Consider the following 18,158-nt stretch of genomic DNA (forward strand, 5'->3'; position numbering starts at 1 on the left):
TCACGGAGAGGCTCGCCCCTCTCCTTTTTCGCAGGCATAACACGATGAAACCTTCCACTGAATGGTGGCGATACCTTGCGCCGCTGGCGGTCATCGCCATTATTGCTCTACTTCCGCTTCCCGCAGGGCTGGAGAGTCATACCTGGCTCTACTTTGCCGTTTTTACTGGCGTGATCGTTGGACTGATCCTCGAACCCGTGCCGGGTGCCGTGGTGGCGATGGTGGGTATATCCATCATCGCCATTCTTTCGCCGTGGCTGCTGTTTAGCCCGGAGCAGCTCGCCCAGCCAGGTTTTAAGTTCACCGCCAAATCCCTCTCCTGGGCGGTTTCTGGTTTTTCTAATTCAGTTATCTGGCTTATTTTCGCCGCCTTTATGTTTGGTACGGGCTATGAAAAAACCGGGCTTGGACGTCGCATCGCGCTGATTCTGGTGAAAAAAATGGGGCATCGCACGCTGTTTCTCGGCTATGCAGTGATGTTCTCCGAGCTGATACTCGCGCCTGTAACACCGTCCAACTCGGCGCGTGGTGCGGGGATTATCTATCCCATCATCCGTAACCTGCCACCGCTCTATCAATCACAACCAAACGACAGCAGTTCGCGCAGCATTGGCTCGTACATCATGTGGATGGGGATTGTTGCCGACTGCGTGACCAGCGCCATTTTCCTGACGGCGATGGCTCCAAATTTGCTGTTAATTGGACTGATGAAAAGCGCATCTCACGCCACGCTGAGCTGGGGCGACTGGTTCCTCGGGATGTTGCCGCTCAGTATTTTACTGGTTCTGCTGGTTCCCTGGCTGGCTTACGTGCTGTACCCGCCGATACTGAAGTCTGGCGATCAGGTGCCGCGCTGGGCAGAGACGGAACTGCAGGCAATGGGCCCGCTCTGTTCGCGTGAAAAACGGATGCTGGGGCTGATGGTAGGCGCACTGGTGCTGTGGATTTTTGGCGGTGATTATATCGATGCCGCGATGGTCGGTTACAGCGTGGTGGCGCTGATGCTGCTTCTGCGCATTATCAGTTGGGACGACATTGTCAGTAATAAAGCGGCGTGGAACGTTTTCTTCTGGCTGGCCTCGCTTATCACCCTCGCTACCGGACTCAACAACACCGGTTTTATTAGCTGGTTTGGCAAACTGTTAGCAGGCAGCTTAAGCGGTTATTCGCCAACGATAGTGATGGTGGCGTTGATTGTGGTCTTTTATCTGCTGCGCTACTTTTTTGCCAGCGCCACAGCGTATACCTCCGCTCTCGCACCGATGATGATTGCCGCCGCGCTGGCGATGCCGGAAATCCCGCTGCCGGTGTTCTGCCTGATGGTTGGTGCGGCAATTGGTCTGGGGAGCATTCTTACACCATACGCCACCGGACCCAGTCCGATTTACTACGGCAGTGGTTATCTGCCAACGGCGGATTACTGGCGACTGGGGGCGATTTTTGGGCTGATATTCCTCGTATTGCTGGTGATTACCGGCTTACTGTGGATGCCCGTGGTGTTGCTTTAAGTGAGGACGGTGCCGGAAGTTGCTCTCCGGCACCTAATAGTTTTACGCAGCCGGTAACTCCGCCAGCGGCCAGCGCGGACGCACACTCACGCCGAGATCCGCCGTCGCGCCTGCTTTAAACCGCACCATTCCGGCATAGGCGATCATCGCACCGTTATCAGTGCAAAATTCCGGACGCGCGTAGAACACTTCGCCACGACGCTTTTTCATCATTTCCGCCAGTTTCGCCCGCAGTGTGCGGTTAGCACTCACGCCGCCCGCCATTACCAGACGCTTGAAGCCCGTCTGATCCAGTGCTCGCTTACACTTAATCATCAACGTATCGACCACTGCATCTTCAAAGGCGCGGGCGATATCGGCACGCGTCTGATCGTCAGTGCCGTTGTCACGTATGGTATTTGCCGCGAAGGTTTTCAGACCAGAAAAGCTGAAATCCAGCCCCGGACGGTCGGTCATCGGGCGCGGGAAGACAAAGCGCCCGGCAGTACCCTGAGCCGCCATTTTCGACAGTAATGGCCCGCCAGGATAATCCAGCCCCAGCAGCTTCGCGGTTTTATCAAACGCTTCACCAGCCGCATCATCGATAGACTCTCCGAGCAGCTCGTACTGACCAATGCCAGTCACGCTGATTAACTGCGTATGACCGCCGGAAACCAGCAGCGCGACAAACGGAAATTCCGGTGGGTTATCTTCCAGCATCGGCGCTAACAGATGTCCTTCCATATGATGTACCGGGATTGCCGGAACGTCCCAGGCAAACGCCAGAGAACGCCCCACGGTCGCGCCAACCAGCAGTGCGCCGACTAATCCTGGGCCTGCGGTATAGGCCACAGCATCAATGTCTTTTGCCGTTAAACCAGACTCCTTTAGCGCCTCCTGGATCAACGGTACGGTTTTACGCACGTGATCGCGGGAGGCCAGTTCAGGCACGACACCGCCGTAGTCAGCGTGCAATTTCACCTGACTATACAATTGGTTGGCTAACAAACCTTTTTCATCGTCGTAAATGGCGATGCCGGTTTCATCGCAGGAAGTTTCAATACCCAGTACACGCATGACTTGTTTTACCTCGCTTTATTACCGCGCAGTGTAGGACCAATGCGGGTTGATGTAAAACTTTGTTCGCCCCTGGAGAAAGCCTCGTGTATACTCCTCACCCTTATAAAAGTCCCTTTCAAAAAAGGCCGCGGTGCTTTACAAAGCAGCAGCAATTGCAGTAAAATTCCGCACCATTTTGAAATAAGCTGGCGTTGATGCCAGCGGCAAACCGAATTAATCAAAGGTGAGAGGCACATGCCGGTAATTAAAGTACGTGAAAACGAGCCGTTCGACGTAGCTCTGCGTCGCTTCAAGCGTTCCTGCGAAAAAGCAGGTGTTCTGGCGGAAGTTCGTCGTCGTGAGTTCTATGAAAAACCGACTACCGAACGTAAGCGCGCTAAAGCTTCTGCAGTGAAACGTCACGCGAAGAAACTGGCTCGCGAAAACGCACGCCGCACTCGTCTGTACTAATTCCCCGAGAGCGTTGCTCTCCGATCAGACCGAGTTGTAGTTGTAAGGCCGTGCTTCCGAAAGGAATGCGCGGCTTATTTTCGTTTATGAATTGCTAAAAATCGGGGCCTATGGCTGGACGAATCCCACGCGTATTCATTAATGATCTGCTGGCACGCACTGACATCGTCGATCTGATCGATGCCCGTGTGAAGCTGAAAAAGCAGGGCAAGAATTTCCACGCGTGTTGTCCATTCCACAACGAGAAAACCCCGTCATTCACCGTTAACGGTGAGAAACAGTTTTACCACTGCTTTGGATGTGGCGCGCACGGCAACGCGATCGACTTCCTGATGAACTACGACAAGCTCGAGTTCGTAGAAACGGTCGAAGAGCTGGCAGCAATGCACAATCTTGAAGTGCCATTTGAAGCAGGCAGCGGCCCCAGCCAGATCGAGCGCCATCAGAGGCAAACGCTTTATCAGTTGATGGACGGTCTGAATACGTTTTACCAACAATCTTTACAACAACCTGTTGCCATGTCTGCGCGCCAGTATCTGGAAAAACGCGGATTAAGCCACGAGGTTATCGCTCGCTTTGCGATTGGTTTTGCGCCCCCCGGCTGGGACAACGTCCTGAAGCGGTTTGGCGGCAATCCAGAAAATCGCCAGTCATTGATTGATGCGGGCATGTTGGTCACTAACGATCAGGGGCGCAGTTACGATCGTTTCCGCGAGCGGGTGATGTTCCCCATTCGCGATAAACGCGGTCGGGTGATTGGTTTTGGCGGGCGCGTGCTGGGCAACGATACTCCCAAATACCTGAACTCGCCGGAAACGGACATTTTCCATAAAGGCCGCCAGCTTTACGGTCTTTATGAAGCGCAGCAGGATAACGCTGAACCCAATCGTCTGCTTGTGGTCGAAGGCTATATGGACGTGGTGGCGCTGGCGCAATACGGCATTAATTACGCCGTTGCGTCGTTAGGTACGTCAACCACCGCCGATCACATACAACTGTTGTTCCGCGCGACCAACAATGTCATTTGCTGTTATGACGGCGACCGTGCAGGCCGCGATGCCGCCTGGCGAGCGCTGGAAACGGCGCTGCCTTACATGACAGACGGTCGTCAGCTACGCTTTATGTTTTTGCCTGATGGCGAAGATCCTGACACGCTGGTACGAAAAGAAGGTAAAGAAGCGTTTGAAGCGCGGATGGAGCAGGCGATGCCACTCTCCGCATTTCTGTTTAACAGTCTGATGCCGCAAGTTGATCTGAGTACCCCTGACGGGCGCGCACGTTTGAGTACGCTGGCACTGCCACTGATATCGCAAGTGCCGGGCGAAACGCTGCGAATATATCTACGTCAGGAATTAGGCAACAAATTAGGCATACTTGATGACAGCCAGCTTGAACGATTAATGCCAAAAGCGGCAGAGAGCGGCGTTTCTCGCCCTGTTCCGCAGCTAAAACGCACGACCATGCGTATACTTATAGGGTTGCTGGTGCAAAATCCAGAATTAGCGACGTTGGTCCCGCCGCTTGAGAATCTGGATGAAAATAAGCTCCCTGGGCTTGGCTTATTCAGAGAACTGGTCAACACTTGTCTCTCCCAGCCAGGTCTGACCACCGGGCAACTTTTAGAGCACTATCGTGGTACAAATAATGCTGCCACCCTTGAAAAACTGTCGATGTGGGACGATATAGCAGATAAGAATATTGCTGAGCAAACCTTCACCGACTCACTCAACCATATGTTTGATTCGCTGCTTGAACTGCGCCAGGAAGAGTTAATCGCTCGTGAGCGCACGCATGGTTTAAGCAACGAAGAACGCCTGGAGCTCTGGACATTAAACCAGGAGCTGGCGAAAAAGTGATTTAACGGCTTAAGTGCCGAAGAGCGATCGGGAAGCCCCCGACAGCCGCACTGAGAGGCAGCGGCAAATATATAAGTACGCCCTCGTAATTATCGTTGGCGGTAAACAACCGTTGGATTTCAGCGTTAACAGCTGAAGGACATCGGGTCAATCGCCCAACACCAACCTCATGAAATAAGTGTGGATACCGTCTTATGGAGCAAAACCCGCAGTCACAGCTGAAACTTCTTGTCACCCGTGGTAAGGAGCAAGGCTATCTGACCTATGCCGAGGTCAATGACCATCTGCCGGAAGATATCGTCGATTCAGATCAGATCGAAGACATCATCCAAATGATCAACGACATGGGCATTCAGGTGATGGAAGAAGCACCGGATGCCGATGATCTGATGCTGGCTGAAAACACCGCGGACGAAGATGCTGCCGAAGCCGCCGCGCAGGTGCTTTCCAGCGTGGAATCTGAAATCGGGCGCACGACTGACCCGGTACGCATGTACATGCGTGAAATGGGCACCGTTGAACTGTTGACCCGCGAAGGCGAAATTGACATCGCTAAGCGTATTGAAGACGGGATCAACCAGGTTCAATGCTCCGTTGCTGAATATCCGGAAGCGATCACCTATCTGCTGGAACAGTACGATCGTGTTGAAGCAGAAGAAGCGCGTCTGTCCGATCTGATCACCGGCTTTGTTGACCCGAACGCAGAAGAAGATTTGGCACCTACCGCCACTCACGTCGGTTCTGAGCTTTCCCAGGAAGATCTGGACGATGACGAAGATGAAGACGAAGAAGATGGTGACGACGATACCGCCGATGATGACAACAGCATCGACCCGGAACTGGCTCGCGAAAAATTTGCGGAACTGCGCGCTCAGTACATTGTAACGCGTGACACCATCAAAGCGAAAGGCCGCAGTCACGCTGCCGCTCAGGAAGAGATCCTGAAACTGTCTGAAGTATTCAAACAGTTCCGCCTGGTGCCGAAGCAGTTTGACTACCTGGTCAACAGCATGCGCGTCATGATGGACCGCGTTCGTACGCAAGAACGTCTGATCATGAAGCTCTGCGTTGAGCAGTGCAAAATGCCGAAGAAAAACTTCATTACCCTGTTTACCGGCAACGAAACCAGCGATACCTGGTTCAACGCGGCAATTGCGATGAACAAGCCGTGGTCGGAAAAACTGCACGATGTCTCTGAAGAAGTGCATCGCGCCCTGCAGAAACTGCAGCAGATTGAAGAAGAAACCGGCCTGACCATCGAGCAGGTTAAAGATATCAACCGTCGTATGTCCATCGGTGAAGCGAAAGCCCGCCGTGCGAAGAAAGAGATGGTTGAAGCGAACTTGCGTCTGGTTATTTCTATCGCTAAGAAATACACCAACCGTGGCTTGCAGTTCCTTGACCTGATTCAGGAAGGTAACATCGGTCTGATGAAAGCGGTTGATAAATTCGAATACCGCCGTGGTTACAAGTTCTCCACCTACGCAACCTGGTGGATCCGTCAGGCGATCACCCGTTCTATCGCGGATCAGGCGCGCACCATCCGTATTCCGGTGCATATGATTGAGACTATCAACAAGCTCAACCGTATTTCTCGCCAGATGCTGCAAGAGATGGGCCGTGAACCAACGCCGGAAGAACTGGCTGAACGCATGCTGATGCCGGAAGACAAGATCCGCAAAGTGCTGAAGATCGCCAAAGAGCCAATCTCCATGGAAACGCCGATCGGTGATGATGAAGATTCGCATCTGGGGGATTTCATCGAGGATACCACCCTCGAGCTGCCGCTGGATTCTGCGACCACCGAAAGCCTGCGTGCGGCAACGCACGACGTGCTGGCTGGCCTGACCGCGCGTGAAGCGAAAGTTCTGCGTATGCGTTTCGGTATCGATATGAACACCGACCACACGCTGGAAGAAGTGGGTAAACAGTTCGACGTTACCCGCGAACGTATCCGTCAGATCGAAGCGAAGGCGCTGCGCAAACTGCGTCACCCGAGCCGTTCTGAAGTGCTGCGTAGCTTCCTGGACGATTAATCGGTAGGCCGGATCAGGTGTTACGCCGCACCCGGCACTAGTCCCTCCGCACAAACGCCACCTTTTCGGTGGCGTTTTTATCGCCCACGCACCACCAGCGCCTGGTCCAGCTCGCGATACGCTTCAACCAGTTTCTCCAGTGAAACGCGACTTAAACCGCTGGGATTTGGCAGGACCCAAATCTGCGTCGAACCAATGGTGAGCGTTTGTTTCCCCCACTGTGCACCGCGCTGGCTGAATCCCTGTTCATATGCTTGTTTGCCCAGAATCGCCAACGCCTGCGGCTGATAATCTTCTATTTTTTCAATTAGCTTACGCCCGCCTGCGTGCAGCTCCTGCTTTGACACTTCATTGGCTTGCACCGTTGGACGGTCTACCAGTTTGGTGACGCCACAACGATAATCCAGCAGATGCTGTGCCTCCTGCGGCTTCAACTGACGGTCGGTAAACCCGGCCTGATATATCACCTTCCAGAAGCGGTTTGCCGGATGAGCAAAGGGAAAACCCGTTCCGGCGGATGAAAGACCAGGGTTGATACCGCAAAACACGACCCGTAACCCTAGAGCCAAAATATCCTCAACCATATTTACTCCTTTCTAACATCACCAGGAAAAGTATAACGGATTGAAAATACATTGTTTATAAAAACAGCAGGCGCGCGGTAATGGCTGGATTGCGACACGGAGTTACTTTATAATCCGCTACCATGGCCCCTTAGCTCAGTGGTTAGAGCAGGCGACTCATAATCGCTTGGTCGCTGGTTCAAGTCCAGCAGGGGCCACCAGACATAGCAAAGGCTGACGAGAAATCGTCAGCCTTTTTCTTTTTATATATCAGTTACTTTGCGTGCCAGTAAGCCGCCGCGCGTACCCGCTGTGGGTCATACTGTTCCGCTTCAAAGCGACGGCTTAAATTCTTAACGACTTTGCCTTCGCCGGTTATCCAGATGAAGTAATCATCGGCAGGGATTTGCATCTGCGCCAGACGCGCATCTACCGCCTGCTCATCATGTGCCAGCCATTCGATATTAAAACCATCAAGGTGCGCGAGATAATCCTGACAGGCGTTATCCCGCACGCTAACCAGCGCACTAACTTGCGGTTTAACGGCAAGTTTGCTCAACGTTTCCAGGCGGCGGCGCAGTGCGGGCATTCCGGATTCATCGCAGACATACAGCTGATACGCGTAATCCTCTGGCACCACCAGCGAACCGCGCGGACCTGCCACCGTAAGTTTATCGCCCGGTTTCGCCTGCATCGCCCAGCCGCTGGCGACCCCACCGTCGTGAATAAAGAAATCGATCGCCAGTTCATGGCGTAGTTCGTCATACAGCGGCGTATAGTCACGCGACGGTGGGCGTGGTCCTTCCGGCCAGACGATGCCCTCTTCCGTTACCGTTGGCGGCACAAAGTGAGTGCCTGGTTGAGGAAAGAAGAGCTTGCTGTGATCGTCAAAGCCGCGCGACGTAAAACCGTCCAGCGCCTCGCCGCCGAGGACAATGCGCTGAAAACCGGCGCTGATGCGCTCAACGCGTAGCACAGTCAGTTCACGGAAGCGCAGATCATTGCGAACGCGCTGTGGGTAGCGGGGGGTGTTATTCATTGTTATCGCCTTCGTGATGGTAATCAGATATATCTAAATAAATTCCACAAATGATAATGATTGTTAATCATGATAAATGCAAGTGATTTGTAGCACTGATATATCTGTAGTCTGATAAGACGCGCAACCTCTTATCAAGCATCATTGCTCAATGCCGGATGCGGCGTGAACGCCATATCCGGCCTACATGTTGAGTAAACCTGCGTTTAAAAATCATTTTTGTACTTGCAGTAATGCTTATATCAGATATAAATTAGATATATCTAATTAAGCAAAAGGAGGCTGATATGAGCCATCATCACGAAGGGTGTTGTAAACATGAAGGCCAGCCACGCCATGAGGGCTGCTGCAAAGGTGAGAAGTCAGAACACGAGCACTGCGGACACGGTCACCAGCATGAACACGGTCAATGCTGCGGTGGTCGCCACGGTCGCGGCGGCGGTCGTCGACAACGTTTCTTTGGTCACGGTGAATTGCGTCTGGTGATTCTGGATATTCTCTCGCGCGATGACAGCCACGGTTACGAGTTGATTAAAGCGATTGAAAATCTGACCCAGGGGAATTACACCCCAAGCCCGGGCGTCATCTACCCAACGCTGGATTTTCTGCAGGAGCAGTCGCTGATTACCATTCGCGAAGAGGAAGGTGGTAAGAAGCAGATTGCGCTAACCGAACAAGGCGCGCAGTGGCTGGAAGAAAACCGCGCACAGGTAGAGATGATTGAAGAACGCATCAAAGCGCGTTGCGTTGGCGCTGCGCTGCGCCAGAACCCGCAAATGAAGCGGGCGCTGGATAATTTTAAAGCGGTGCTGGATTTACGCGTCAACCAGAGCGATATCACTGATGCACAAATAAAAAAGATCATTGCGGTGATCGACCGCGCCGCTTTTGATATTACGCAACTGGATTAATCACCGATTGCCGGATGCGGCGTATCCTACACACCCCGTAGGCCTGATAAGATGCGCCAGCATCGCATCAGGCATTGTGCTCCAACCGCCGGATCCGGTATACCGATTAATGCAGCACCGTCACCGCGTCTTCCAGTCGGCTGGCGCGGTGTTTCACCATCGCCGACGCCTGCGCACTCTCTTCCACTAACTCGGCGTTTTTCTGGGTGATCAGGTTAAGCTCATCCACTGCACGGGTCAGGCTGGAAAGCCCATCGGCCTGTTCCAGCGTTGAATGGCTAATCTGAGCTATCAACTGGGTGACGTTTTTTACCTGCGCCACAATATCTTCCATCGTCCGTCCGGCGGCGTGTACCTGCTGCGAACCAGATTGCACCTTATCAGCACTGGCATCAATCAGCTTGCGAATATCGTTGGCAGCATTGGCGCTGCGGCTGGCTAAATGACGCACTTCCCCCGCCACCACTGCAAAACCTTTGCCCTGTTCGCCGGCACGCGCCGCTTCCACCGCCGCATTCAGGGCCAGAATATTGGTCTGAAACGCAATATCGTTAATCAGCGAAGTAATGGTGCCAATGCGCTGGGTACTGTCGGCAATATCGTCCATTGTCTTGATCACCGTAGTCATCGCCTCCCCGCCCTGCACTGCCGCATTACTGGCGGTGATAGAAAGTTTATCGGCAGCCGACGCCGTGGCAGAGTTCTGTTTCACCGACGCCGCCATTTGGTTCATGGTCGCCACCGTTTGCTGAACGTTATCAACTGTCTGCTGGGTATGTTCGTTCAGTTCATCGGTGCCTTTCGCCAGCGTCTCACTGCCGTTTCTGACACTGGACACCTGGCTTGAGACATCATTAATTAGCCAACGGCACATCAGGCCAAGCTGCCCTACCGCGCGTAATGTCAGCCCCAGCTCATCGCTGCGCTTCAGATGCTCAACACTATTACGTTCTCCGGTCGCCACTTTCAGTGCCTGGCTGGCGACATTTTCTATCGGACGTACAATTTGCCATTCAAAACAGGCATTTCCCAACAACATCACTAACGCACAGAGGAAATACGTCACCACCGGGGCAGCGACAAACCAGAGCATGGCCGCCAGCACGATAAACATCAGGGTCATCACGCCACGCACCCGCCAGCGAAGCGGTAATGAAGGCAGTTTACCCAGCCAGCCTTTACGCACCACCAGGCCTTTATGAATACGCTTACCGGTACGTCCGGCATTCAGCGCTTTGTACAGCGGCTCCACCGCCGCGATCTCTTCATCCGTAGCCCGGGTACGAATCGACATATAGCCACTGATTTTTCCCTCGCGCACCATCGGTACCGCATTGGCCCGCACCCAATAATGGTCGCCATTTTTGCGGCGATTTTTCACGATGCCACTCCAGGGCTCCCCTTTTTTCAGGGTGAACCACATATCCGCAAACGCCGCTTTTGGCATATCCGGGTGACGCACCATGTTGTGCGGTTGCCCCTGTAACTCCTGCAAGGTATAGCCGCTCACCTGCACAAAAGTGTCATTAGCATGAGTGATATAGCTTTGCAGATCGGTAGTGGACATCAGAGTGGTGTCGTCCGCCAGCGGGGTATTTTGCTGGGTGACATACGGATGAGAAGACATGTTCGCGTCCTGTGCAGGTTATATGGTTGTTAACTTCTTGTCAGAGTTTATGTCGGCCCCGCTGTGGTTATCTTTAACCAATTAATTTGATTTAGATCGCAATTTGCGATTAAAGCACAAATCTAATTCCTTGATTTAAAATACTTTCACTCTGTTACTATACGAAAACGTTAATTATCTTGCCCAAAAATCAGGCAATTATTGCCCTGAAAGCGTGCATTTGCGCAGCAATCATCAAATCCATACCCGACAAAAACCGTGCAAAATAACAGCAAATGTTAGCAAATAGCATTAAATATTGCGCAAATGATAACCACATTTGTGTTTATCCCGATTTTCGCGATCGCAGCCAGAGTGGCGCAATCCCTGCAATACTTAAATCGGTATCATGTGATACGCGAGCCTCCGGAGCATATTTTGAACAGGTTACCTTCGAGCGCATCAGCTTTAGCGTGCAGCGCCCACGCCCTGAATCTCATTGAAAAGCGAACGTTGGATCATGAGGAGATGAAAGCACTTAACCGGGAGGTGATTGAATACTTCAAAGAGCATGTCAATCCGGGGTTTTTAGAGTATCGCAAATCTGTTACCGCCGGCGGGGATTACGGAGCCGTAGAGTGGCAAGCGGGAGGTTTAAATACGCTTGTCGACACCCAGGGACAGGAGTTTATCGACTGCCTGGGAGGTTTTGGAATTTTCAACGTGGGGCACCGTAATCCAGTTGTGGTTTCCGCCATACAGAATCAACTTGCGAAACAACCGCTTCACAGCCAGGAGCTGCTTGATCCGTTACGGGCGATGCTGGCGAAAACCCTTGCGGCGCTAACGCCCGGTAAACTGAAATACAGCTTCTTCTGTAATAGCGGCACCGAATCCGTTGAAGCGGCGCTGAAGCTGGCGAAGGCTTATCAGTCACCGCGCGGCAAGTTTACTTTTATTGCCACCAGCGGCGCGTTCCACGGTAAATCACTTGGCGCGCTGTCGGCCACGGCGAAATCGACCTTCCGCAAACCTTTTATGCCACTGCTGCCAGGGTTTCGTCATGTACCGTTTGGTAATATCGAAGCCATGCGCACGGCTCTTAACGAGTGCAAAAAAACCGGTGATGATGTTGCTGCGGTGATCCTCGAACCGATTCAGGGCGAAGGTGGCGTAATTCTGCCGCCGCCAGGCTATCTCACCGCCGTGCGTAAGCTGTGCGATGAGTTCGGCGCACTGATGATCCTCGATGAAGTACAAACGGGCATGGGGCGCACGGGCAAGATGTTCGCCTGCGAGCATGAGAACGTACAGCCGGATATCCTTTGTCTGGCAAAAGCGCTCGGCGGCGGCGTGATGCCGATTGGCGCAACCATCGCCACTGAAGAGGTGTTCTCAGTCCTGTTCGACAATCCGTTCCTGCACACTACCACCTTTGGCGGCAACCCGCTGGCCTGTGCGGCGGCGCTGGCGACCATCAATGTGTTGCTGGAGCAGAACTTACCGGCTCAGGCTAAACAAAAAGGCGATATGTTGCTGGACGGTTTCCGTCAACTGGCGCGGGAATATCCCGATCTGGTACAGGAAGCGCGTGGTAAAGGGATGTTGATGGCGATTGAGTTTGTTGATAACGAAATCGGCTATAACTTTGCCAGCGAGATGTTCCGCCAGCGCGTACTGGTGGCCGGAACACTCAACAACGCTAAAACGATCCGCATTGAACCGCCACTGACACTGACCATTGAACAGTGTGAACTGGTGATCAAAGCGGCGCGTAAGGCGCTGGCGGCCATGCGAGTCAGTGTCGAAGAAGCGTAATATCAAATCGGATGGCGATACGACGTCGCCATCCGATCTTTTTATACGATACGTACGCCCGCAGGCATCATCCGCTCCGGCGTTAACAGCACGCTTTCACTGCCGTCATCGGTTTCCGCACACAACAGCATGCATTCCGACGTTTCACCGCGCATTTTCGCTTTTTGCAAATTGCATAAGACCACCACTGTTTTTCCCATCAGCTCTTCTTCGCTGTAGTACGGCACCAGGCTGGTCACGGTTTGCAGCGTTTTTTCCCCCACATCAACCTGTACGATGTACAGCTTGTCGGCGTTTTCATGGCGTTTCACTTCCACAATCTTTCCGACGCGCATTTCCAGACGTGCAAAATCAGCGTAAGCCACGGTTTCCATTGTTTCCTCCCTTCGAGTAAAATTTTACTAAACTATAGCAAAAGTTTTTCTCAATCCTGTAGGCTAAAAATGGAGAATGCAGGCGTGATCACATTCGTGAGCCGCTGTGTTACCGTTACAGCGTCAAAGAAACGCGCTTTATTTACTGAAAACAGGTGACCCGATAAGCACTTCCTCTACAATGGGGGCGCACATCAGGGAAAGTAAAAAAGGTAAACATGGCAACACTAAAAGACATCGCAATCGAAGCTGGCGTATCCCTGGCGACAGTATCCAGGGTCTTGAATGACGATCCGACATTGAATGTGAAAGAAGAGACGAAACATCGCATTCTCGAGATCGCCGAAAAGCTGGAGTACAAGACCAGTAGCGCCCGTAAACTCCAGACAGGCGCAGTCAACCAACACCATATTCTGGCTATCTACAGCTACCAACAGGAGCTGGAGATCAACGATCCTTACTATCTGGCGATCCGCCACGGCATTGAAACTCAGTGCGAAAAGCTGGCGATCGAACTGACCAACTGTTATGAACACAACGGCTTACCAGACATTAAAAACGTCACCGGTATTTTAATTGTCGGCAAACCCACGTCCGCCCTGCGCGCCGCCGCCTGTGCGTTGACCGACAATATCTGTTTTATCGACTTTCACGAACCCGGCAGCGGTTACGATGCGGTGGATATCGATCTGGCACGTATCAGTAAAGAAATCATCGATTTCTATATCAATCAGGGCGTTAATCGTATTGGTTTTATTGGCGGTGAAGACTTGCCTGGCAAGGCGGATATTCGTGAGGTCGCCTTTGCGGAATATGGTCGTCTGAAACACGTGGTACGCGAAGAGGATATCTGGCGCGGCGGTTTTTCCAGTTCGTCGGGCTATGAACTGGCAAAACAGATGCTGGCGCAGGAAGACTATCCGAAGGCACTGTTTGTTGCTTCCGATTCCATTGCTATCGGCGTACTGCGGGCAATTCATGAACGTGGCCTGAACATCCCACAGGATATTTCGCTTATCAGCGTTAACGATATCCCCACCGCGCGATTTACCTTTCCGCCGCTCTCCACCGTGCGCATCCATTCCGAGATGATGGGAAGTCAGGGCGTTAACCTGGTGTATGAAAAAGCCCGCGATGGTCGCGCGCTGCCGCTGTTGGTCTTCGTTCCCAGCAAATTAAAACTGCGCGGCACGACCCGTTAAATCCCCTTGCACGCTGTCCGGCAATCGTTTTTGCCGGACAGTGCTGCCGTTTATTTTCGTGATCCAGTTAAAGTAAATGCATTTATCCGCTACTTTTTAGTAAAATTTTTACTAAACTCCCCAGCAATTACACAAACTACCATCACCATGAATGGTTCCGATTTCTCTCTACCGGGAGGCCCTATGAATCGCTGGGAAAACATTCAGCTCACCCACGAAAACCGACTTGCGCCGCGTGCGTACTTTTTTTCATATGATTCTGTTGCGCAGGCGCGTACTTTTGCCCGTGAAACCAGCAGCCTGTTTCTGCCCTTAAGCGGTCAGTGGAATTTCCACTTTTTTGACCATCCGCTGCAAGTGCCAGAAACCTTCACCTCTGAGTTAATGGCTGACTGGGGGCATATTACCGTCCCCGCCATGTGGCAAATGGAAGGTCACGGCAAACTGCAATATACCGACGAAGGTTTTCCGTTCCCCATCGATGTGCCGTTTGTCCCCAGCGATAACCCAACCGGTGCCTATCAACGTATTTTCACCCTCAGCGACGGCTGGCAGGGTAAACAGACGCTGATTAAATTTGACGGCGTCGAAACCTATTTTGAAGTCTACGTTAACGGTCAGTATGTGGGGTTCAGCAAGGGCAGTCGCCTGACCGCAGAGTTTGACATCAGCGCGATGGTTAAAACCGGCGACAACCTGTTGTGTGTGCGCGTGATGCAATGGGCGGACTCTACCTACGTGGAAGACCAGGATATGTGGTGGTCGGCGGGGATTTTCCGCGATGTTTATCTGATCGGAAAACAACTCACGCATATTAACGATTTCACCGTTCGTACCGACTTTGACGAAGCCTATTGCGATGCCACACTTTCCTGCGAAGTGGTGCTGGAAAATCTCGCCGCCTCCCCTGTCGTCACGACGCTGGAATATACCCTGTTTGATGGCGAACACGTGGTGCACAGCAGCGCCATTGATCATTTGGCAATTGAAAAACTGACCAGCGCCAGTTTTGCTTTTACTGTCGAACAGCCGCAGCAATGGTCAGCAGAATCCCCTTATCTTTACCATCTGGTCATGACGCTGAAAGACGCCGACGGCAACGTTCTGGAAGTGGTGCCACAACGCGTTGGCTTCCGTGATATCAAAGTGCGCGACGGTCTGTTCTGGATCAATAACCGTTATGTGATGCTGCATGGCGTCAACCGCCACGACAACGATCATCGCAAAGGCCGCGCCGTTGGGATGGATCGCGTCGAGAAAGATCTCCAGTTGATGAAGCAGCACAACATCAACTCCGTGCGTACCGCTCACTACCCGAACGATCCACGTTTTTACGAACTGTGCGATATCTACGGCCTGTTTGTGATGGCGGAAACCGACGTCGAATCGCACGGCTTTGCTAATGTCGGCGATATCAGCCGTATTACCGACGATCCGCAGTGGGAAAAAGTCTACGTCGAGCGCATTGTTCGCCATATTCACGCGCAGAAAAACCATCCGTCGATCATCATCTGGTCGCTGGGCAATGAATCCGGCTATGGCTGTAACATCCGCGCGATGTACCATGCGGCGAAGGCGCTGGATGACACGCGACTGGTGCATTACGAAGAAGATCGCGATGCTGAAGTGGTCGATATTATTTCCACCATGTACACCCGCGTGCCGCTGATGAATGAGTTTGGTGAATACCCGCATCCGAAGCCGCGCATCATCTGTGAATATGCTCATGCGATGGGGAACGGACCGGGCGGGCTGACGGAGTACCAGAACGTCTTCTATAAGCACGATTGCATTCAGGGACATTATGTCTGGGAATGGTGCGACCACGGGATCCAGGCGCAGGATGACAACGGCAATGTCTGGTATAAATTCGGCGGCGACTACGGCGACTATCCCAACAACTATAACTTCTGTCTTGATGGTTTGATCTATTCCGATCAGACGCCGGGACCGGGCCTGAAAGAGTACAAACAGGTTATCGCGCCGGTAAAAATCCACGCGCTGGATCTGACTCGCGGCGAGTTGAAAGTCGAAAATAAACTGTGGTTTACCACGCTAGATGACTACACCCTGCACGCAGAGGTGCGCGCCGAAGGTGAAACGCTCGCGACGCAACAGATTAAACTGCGCGACGTTGCGCCGAACAGCGAAGCCCCCTTACAGATCACGCTGCCGCAGCTGGACGCCCGCGAAGCGTTCCTCAACATTACGGTGACCAAAGATTCCCGCACCCGCTACAGCGAAGCCGGGCATTCTATCGCCACTTATCAGTTCCCGCTGAAGGAAAACACCGCGCAGCCTGTACCTTTCGCACCGAATAACGCCCGTCCGCTGACGCTGGAAGACGATCGTTTGAGCTGTACTGTTCGCGGCTACAACTTTGCGATCACCTTCTCAAAAACGAGTGGTAAACCGACATCCTGGCAAGTGAATGGCGAGTCGCTGCTGACCCGCGAGCCAAAGATCAACTTCTTCAAGCCGATGATCGACAACCATAAGCAGGAGTACGAAGGGCTGTGGCAGCCAAATCATTTGCAGATCATGCAGGAGCATCTGCGCGATTTTGTCGTTGAGCAAAGTGATGATGAAGTGTTGCTAGTCAGCCGCACGGTTATTGCCCCACCGGTGTTTGACTTCGGGATGCGTTGTACCTACATCTGGCGCATCGCTGCCGATGGTCAGGTTAATGTGGCGCTTTCCGGCGAACGTTACGGCGACTATCCGCACATCATTCCGTGCATCGGTTTCACCATGGGGATTAACGGCGAATACGACCAGGTAGCATATTACGGACGTGGACCGGGCGAAAACTACGCCGACAGCCAGCAGGCTAACATCATCGATATCTGGCGCAGCACCGTCGATGCCATGTTCGAGAACTATCCCTTCCCGCAGAACAACGGTAACCGTCAGCATGTCCGCTGGACGGCACTGACTAACCGCCACGGCAACGGTCTGCTGGTGGTTCCGCAGCGACCCATTAACTTCAGCGCCTGGCACTATACCCAGGAAAACATCCACGCTGCCCAGCACTGTAACGAGCTGCAGCGCAGTGATGACATCACCCTGAATCTCGACCACCAGTTGCTTGGCCTCGGCTCTAACTCCTGGGGCAGCGAGGTGCTGGACTCCTGGCGCGTCTGGTTCCGTGACTTCAGCTACGGCTTTACGTTGCTGCCGGTTTCTGGCGGAGAAGCTACCGCGCAAAGCCTGGCGTCGTATGAGTTCGGCGCAGGGTTCTTTTCCACGAATTTGCACAGCGAGAATAAGCAATGAGGATCATCGATAACTTAGAACAGTTCCGCCAGATTTACGCCTCTGGCAAGAAGTGGCAACGCTGCGTTGAAGCGATTGAAAATATCGACAACATTCAGCCTGGCGTCGCCCACTCCATCGGTGACTCATTGACTTACCGCGTGGAGACGGACTCCGCGACCGATGCGCTATTTACCGGGCATCGACGCTATTTTGAAGTGCATTACTACCTGCAAGGGCAGCAAAAAATTGAATATGCGCCGAAAGAGACATTACAGGTCGTGGAATATTATCGTGATGAAACTGACCGCGAATATTTAAAAGGCTGCGGAGAAACCGTAGAGGTCCACGAAGGGCAAATCGTTATTTGCAATATCCATGAAGCGTATCGGTTTATCTGCAATAACGCGGTCAAAAAAGTGGTTCTCAAAGTCACCATCGAAGATGGTTATTTCCATAACAAATAACAACTACGGCGGCA

Annotated in this window: 14 protein-coding genes and 1 tRNA gene; 10 read left to right on the plus strand and 5 right to left on the minus strand. The window is 52.7% G+C overall.

Annotated features, from left to right (window positions below; genetic code table 11):
- The first annotated feature begins 44 nt into the window (after window positions 1–44).
- Window positions 45–1,508, plus strand: coding sequence for an L-tartrate/succinate antiporter (gene ttdT / locus ACJHYO_RS02440; RefSeq protein ID WP_000804951.1), 1,464 nt, complete (start codon window positions 45–47; stop codon window positions 1,506–1,508).
- A gap of 42 nt (window positions 1,509–1,550) precedes the next feature.
- On the opposite strand, the gene tsaD is transcribed toward ttdT, so the two are convergent.
- Entirely contained in the window at window positions 1,551–2,564 is a 1,014-nt protein-coding gene (tsaD, locus tag ACJHYO_RS02445; RefSeq protein ID WP_001264377.1) for a tRNA (adenosine(37)-N6)-threonylcarbamoyltransferase complex transferase subunit TsaD, read from the minus strand.
- Between the two features lie 237 nt (window positions 2,565–2,801).
- On the opposite strand from tsaD, the gene rpsU reads away from it, so the two are divergent.
- The 3 genes from rpsU to rpoD all read left to right on the plus strand — a co-directional run bounded on the left by rpsU (window position 2,802) and on the right by rpoD (window position 6,909).
- Window positions 2,802–3,017: a 30S ribosomal protein S21 gene (rpsU, locus tag ACJHYO_RS02450; protein WP_001144069.1), complete on the plus strand. Its 216-nt coding sequence runs from the start codon at window positions 2,802–2,804 to the stop codon at window positions 3,015–3,017.
- 110 nt (window positions 3,018–3,127) lie between these two features.
- Complete coding sequence (gene dnaG, locus ACJHYO_RS02455; RefSeq protein ID WP_000918810.1) at window positions 3,128–4,873, plus strand: DNA primase; 1,746 nt, start codon at window positions 3,128–3,130, stop codon at window positions 4,871–4,873.
- A gap of 194 nt (window positions 4,874–5,067) precedes the next feature.
- Window positions 5,068–6,909: an RNA polymerase sigma factor RpoD gene (gene rpoD / locus ACJHYO_RS02460; RefSeq protein WP_000437380.1), complete on the plus strand. Its 1,842-nt coding sequence runs from the start codon at window positions 5,068–5,070 to the stop codon at window positions 6,907–6,909.
- Between the two features lie 77 nt (window positions 6,910–6,986).
- Here the strand turns inward: rpoD and mug are convergent, their stop codons facing one another.
- Window positions 6,987–7,493, minus strand: a complete 507-nt coding sequence (mug, locus tag ACJHYO_RS02465; RefSeq protein WP_048223286.1) for a G/U mismatch-specific DNA glycosylase — start codon at window positions 7,491–7,493, stop codon at window positions 6,987–6,989.
- 124 nt (window positions 7,494–7,617) lie between these two features.
- On the opposite strand from mug, the gene ACJHYO_RS02470 reads away from it, so the two are divergent.
- Window positions 7,618–7,693 (plus strand) — tRNA-Ile (locus tag ACJHYO_RS02470).
- Window positions 7,694–7,746: 53 nt separating this feature from the next.
- Here the strand turns inward: ACJHYO_RS02470 and nfeF are convergent.
- A complete protein-coding gene (gene nfeF, locus ACJHYO_RS02475; RefSeq protein ID WP_001066503.1) occupies window positions 7,747–8,511 on the minus strand; it encodes an NADPH-dependent ferric chelate reductase NfeF in 765 nt (254 codons plus the stop codon).
- A 287-nt stretch (window positions 8,512–8,798) separates the two neighbouring features.
- Between nfeF and nfeR the strand changes: the two genes are divergently transcribed.
- Entirely contained in the window at window positions 8,799–9,422 is a 624-nt protein-coding gene (nfeR, locus tag ACJHYO_RS02480; protein WP_024705364.1) for a DNA-binding transcriptional regulator NfeR, read from the plus strand.
- Between the two features lie 106 nt (window positions 9,423–9,528).
- Here nfeR and aer read toward each other — a convergent pair whose 3' ends face one another.
- The gene (aer, locus tag ACJHYO_RS02485) at window positions 9,529–11,049 is read right to left on the minus strand and encodes an aerotaxis sensor receptor Aer (RefSeq protein ID WP_021555725.1); all 1,521 of its coding nucleotides are present in this window, start codon (window positions 11,047–11,049) and stop codon (window positions 9,529–9,531) included.
- A 417-nt stretch (window positions 11,050–11,466) separates the two neighbouring features.
- Here aer and ygjG point away from each other — a divergent pair, with 417 nt between their 5' ends.
- Window positions 11,467–12,846 carry a putrescine aminotransferase gene (gene ygjG / locus ACJHYO_RS02490; RefSeq protein WP_085455543.1) on the plus strand — a complete coding sequence of 460 codons (1,380 nt, stop codon included), beginning with the start codon at window positions 11,467–11,469 and terminating at the stop codon, window positions 12,844–12,846.
- Between the two features lie 41 nt (window positions 12,847–12,887).
- Here ygjG and ACJHYO_RS02495 read toward each other — a convergent pair whose 3' ends face one another.
- The gene (locus tag ACJHYO_RS02495) at window positions 12,888–13,220 is read right to left on the minus strand and encodes a tRNA-binding protein (protein WP_000450588.1); all 333 of its coding nucleotides are present in this window, start codon (window positions 13,218–13,220) and stop codon (window positions 12,888–12,890) included.
- 218 nt (window positions 13,221–13,438) lie between these two features.
- Here ACJHYO_RS02495 and ebgR point away from each other — a divergent pair, with 218 nt between their 5' ends.
- From ebgR to ACJHYO_RS02510, 3 genes are all read left to right on the plus strand, one after another.
- Window positions 13,439–14,422, plus strand: coding sequence for a transcriptional regulator EbgR (gene ebgR / locus ACJHYO_RS02500; protein ID WP_000212449.1), 984 nt, complete (start codon window positions 13,439–13,441; stop codon window positions 14,420–14,422).
- A 183-nt stretch (window positions 14,423–14,605) separates the two neighbouring features.
- Window positions 14,606–17,698, plus strand: a complete 3,093-nt coding sequence (gene ebgA, locus ACJHYO_RS02505; RefSeq protein WP_085455544.1) for a beta-galactosidase subunit alpha — start codon at window positions 14,606–14,608, stop codon at window positions 17,696–17,698.
- Entirely contained in the window at window positions 17,695–18,144 is a 450-nt protein-coding gene (locus ACJHYO_RS02510) for a beta-galactosidase subunit beta (RefSeq protein WP_001592724.1), read from the plus strand. Before ebgA ends, ACJHYO_RS02510 begins: the two co-directional genes overlap by 4 nt.
- The last annotated feature ends 14 nt before the right edge of the window (window positions 18,145–18,158 follow it).

Source organism: Escherichia sp. WS1118 (assembly GCF_046487695.1).
Lineage (GTDB): Bacteria > Pseudomonadota > Gammaproteobacteria > Enterobacterales > Enterobacteriaceae > Escherichia > Escherichia coli.

What these genes read in the sequence shown, in the direction of transcription:
- ttdT (WP_000804951.1), top strand. Translation starts at nt 45, where the DNA reads ATGAAACCTTCCACTGAATGGTGGCGATACCTTGCGCCGCTGGCGGTC.
- tsaD (WP_001264377.1), bottom strand. Translation starts at nt 2,564, where the DNA reads ATGCGTGTACTGGGTATTGAAACTTCCTGCGATGAAACCGGCATCGCC.
- rpsU (WP_001144069.1), top strand. Translation starts at nt 2,802, where the DNA reads ATGCCGGTAATTAAAGTACGTGAAAACGAGCCGTTCGACGTAGCTCTG.
- dnaG (WP_000918810.1), top strand. Translation starts at nt 3,128, where the DNA reads ATGGCTGGACGAATCCCACGCGTATTCATTAATGATCTGCTGGCACGC.
- rpoD (WP_000437380.1), top strand. Translation starts at nt 5,068, where the DNA reads ATGGAGCAAAACCCGCAGTCACAGCTGAAACTTCTTGTCACCCGTGGT.
- mug (WP_048223286.1), bottom strand. Translation starts at nt 7,493, where the DNA reads ATGGTTGAGGATATTTTGGCTCTAGGGTTACGGGTCGTGTTTTGCGGT.
- nfeF (WP_001066503.1), bottom strand. Translation starts at nt 8,511, where the DNA reads ATGAATAACACCCCCCGCTACCCACAGCGCGTTCGCAATGATCTGCGC.
- nfeR (WP_024705364.1), top strand. Translation starts at nt 8,799, where the DNA reads ATGAGCCATCATCACGAAGGGTGTTGTAAACATGAAGGCCAGCCACGC.
- aer (WP_021555725.1), bottom strand. Translation starts at nt 11,049, where the DNA reads ATGTCTTCTCATCCGTATGTCACCCAGCAAAATACCCCGCTGGCGGAC.
- ACJHYO_RS02495 (WP_000450588.1), bottom strand. Translation starts at nt 13,220, where the DNA reads ATGGAAACCGTGGCTTACGCTGATTTTGCACGTCTGGAAATGCGCGTC.
- ebgR (WP_000212449.1), top strand. Translation starts at nt 13,439, where the DNA reads ATGGCAACACTAAAAGACATCGCAATCGAAGCTGGCGTATCCCTGGCG.
- ebgA (WP_085455544.1), top strand. Translation starts at nt 14,606, where the DNA reads ATGAATCGCTGGGAAAACATTCAGCTCACCCACGAAAACCGACTTGCG.
- ACJHYO_RS02510 (WP_001592724.1), top strand. Translation starts at nt 17,695, where the DNA reads ATGAGGATCATCGATAACTTAGAACAGTTCCGCCAGATTTACGCCTCT.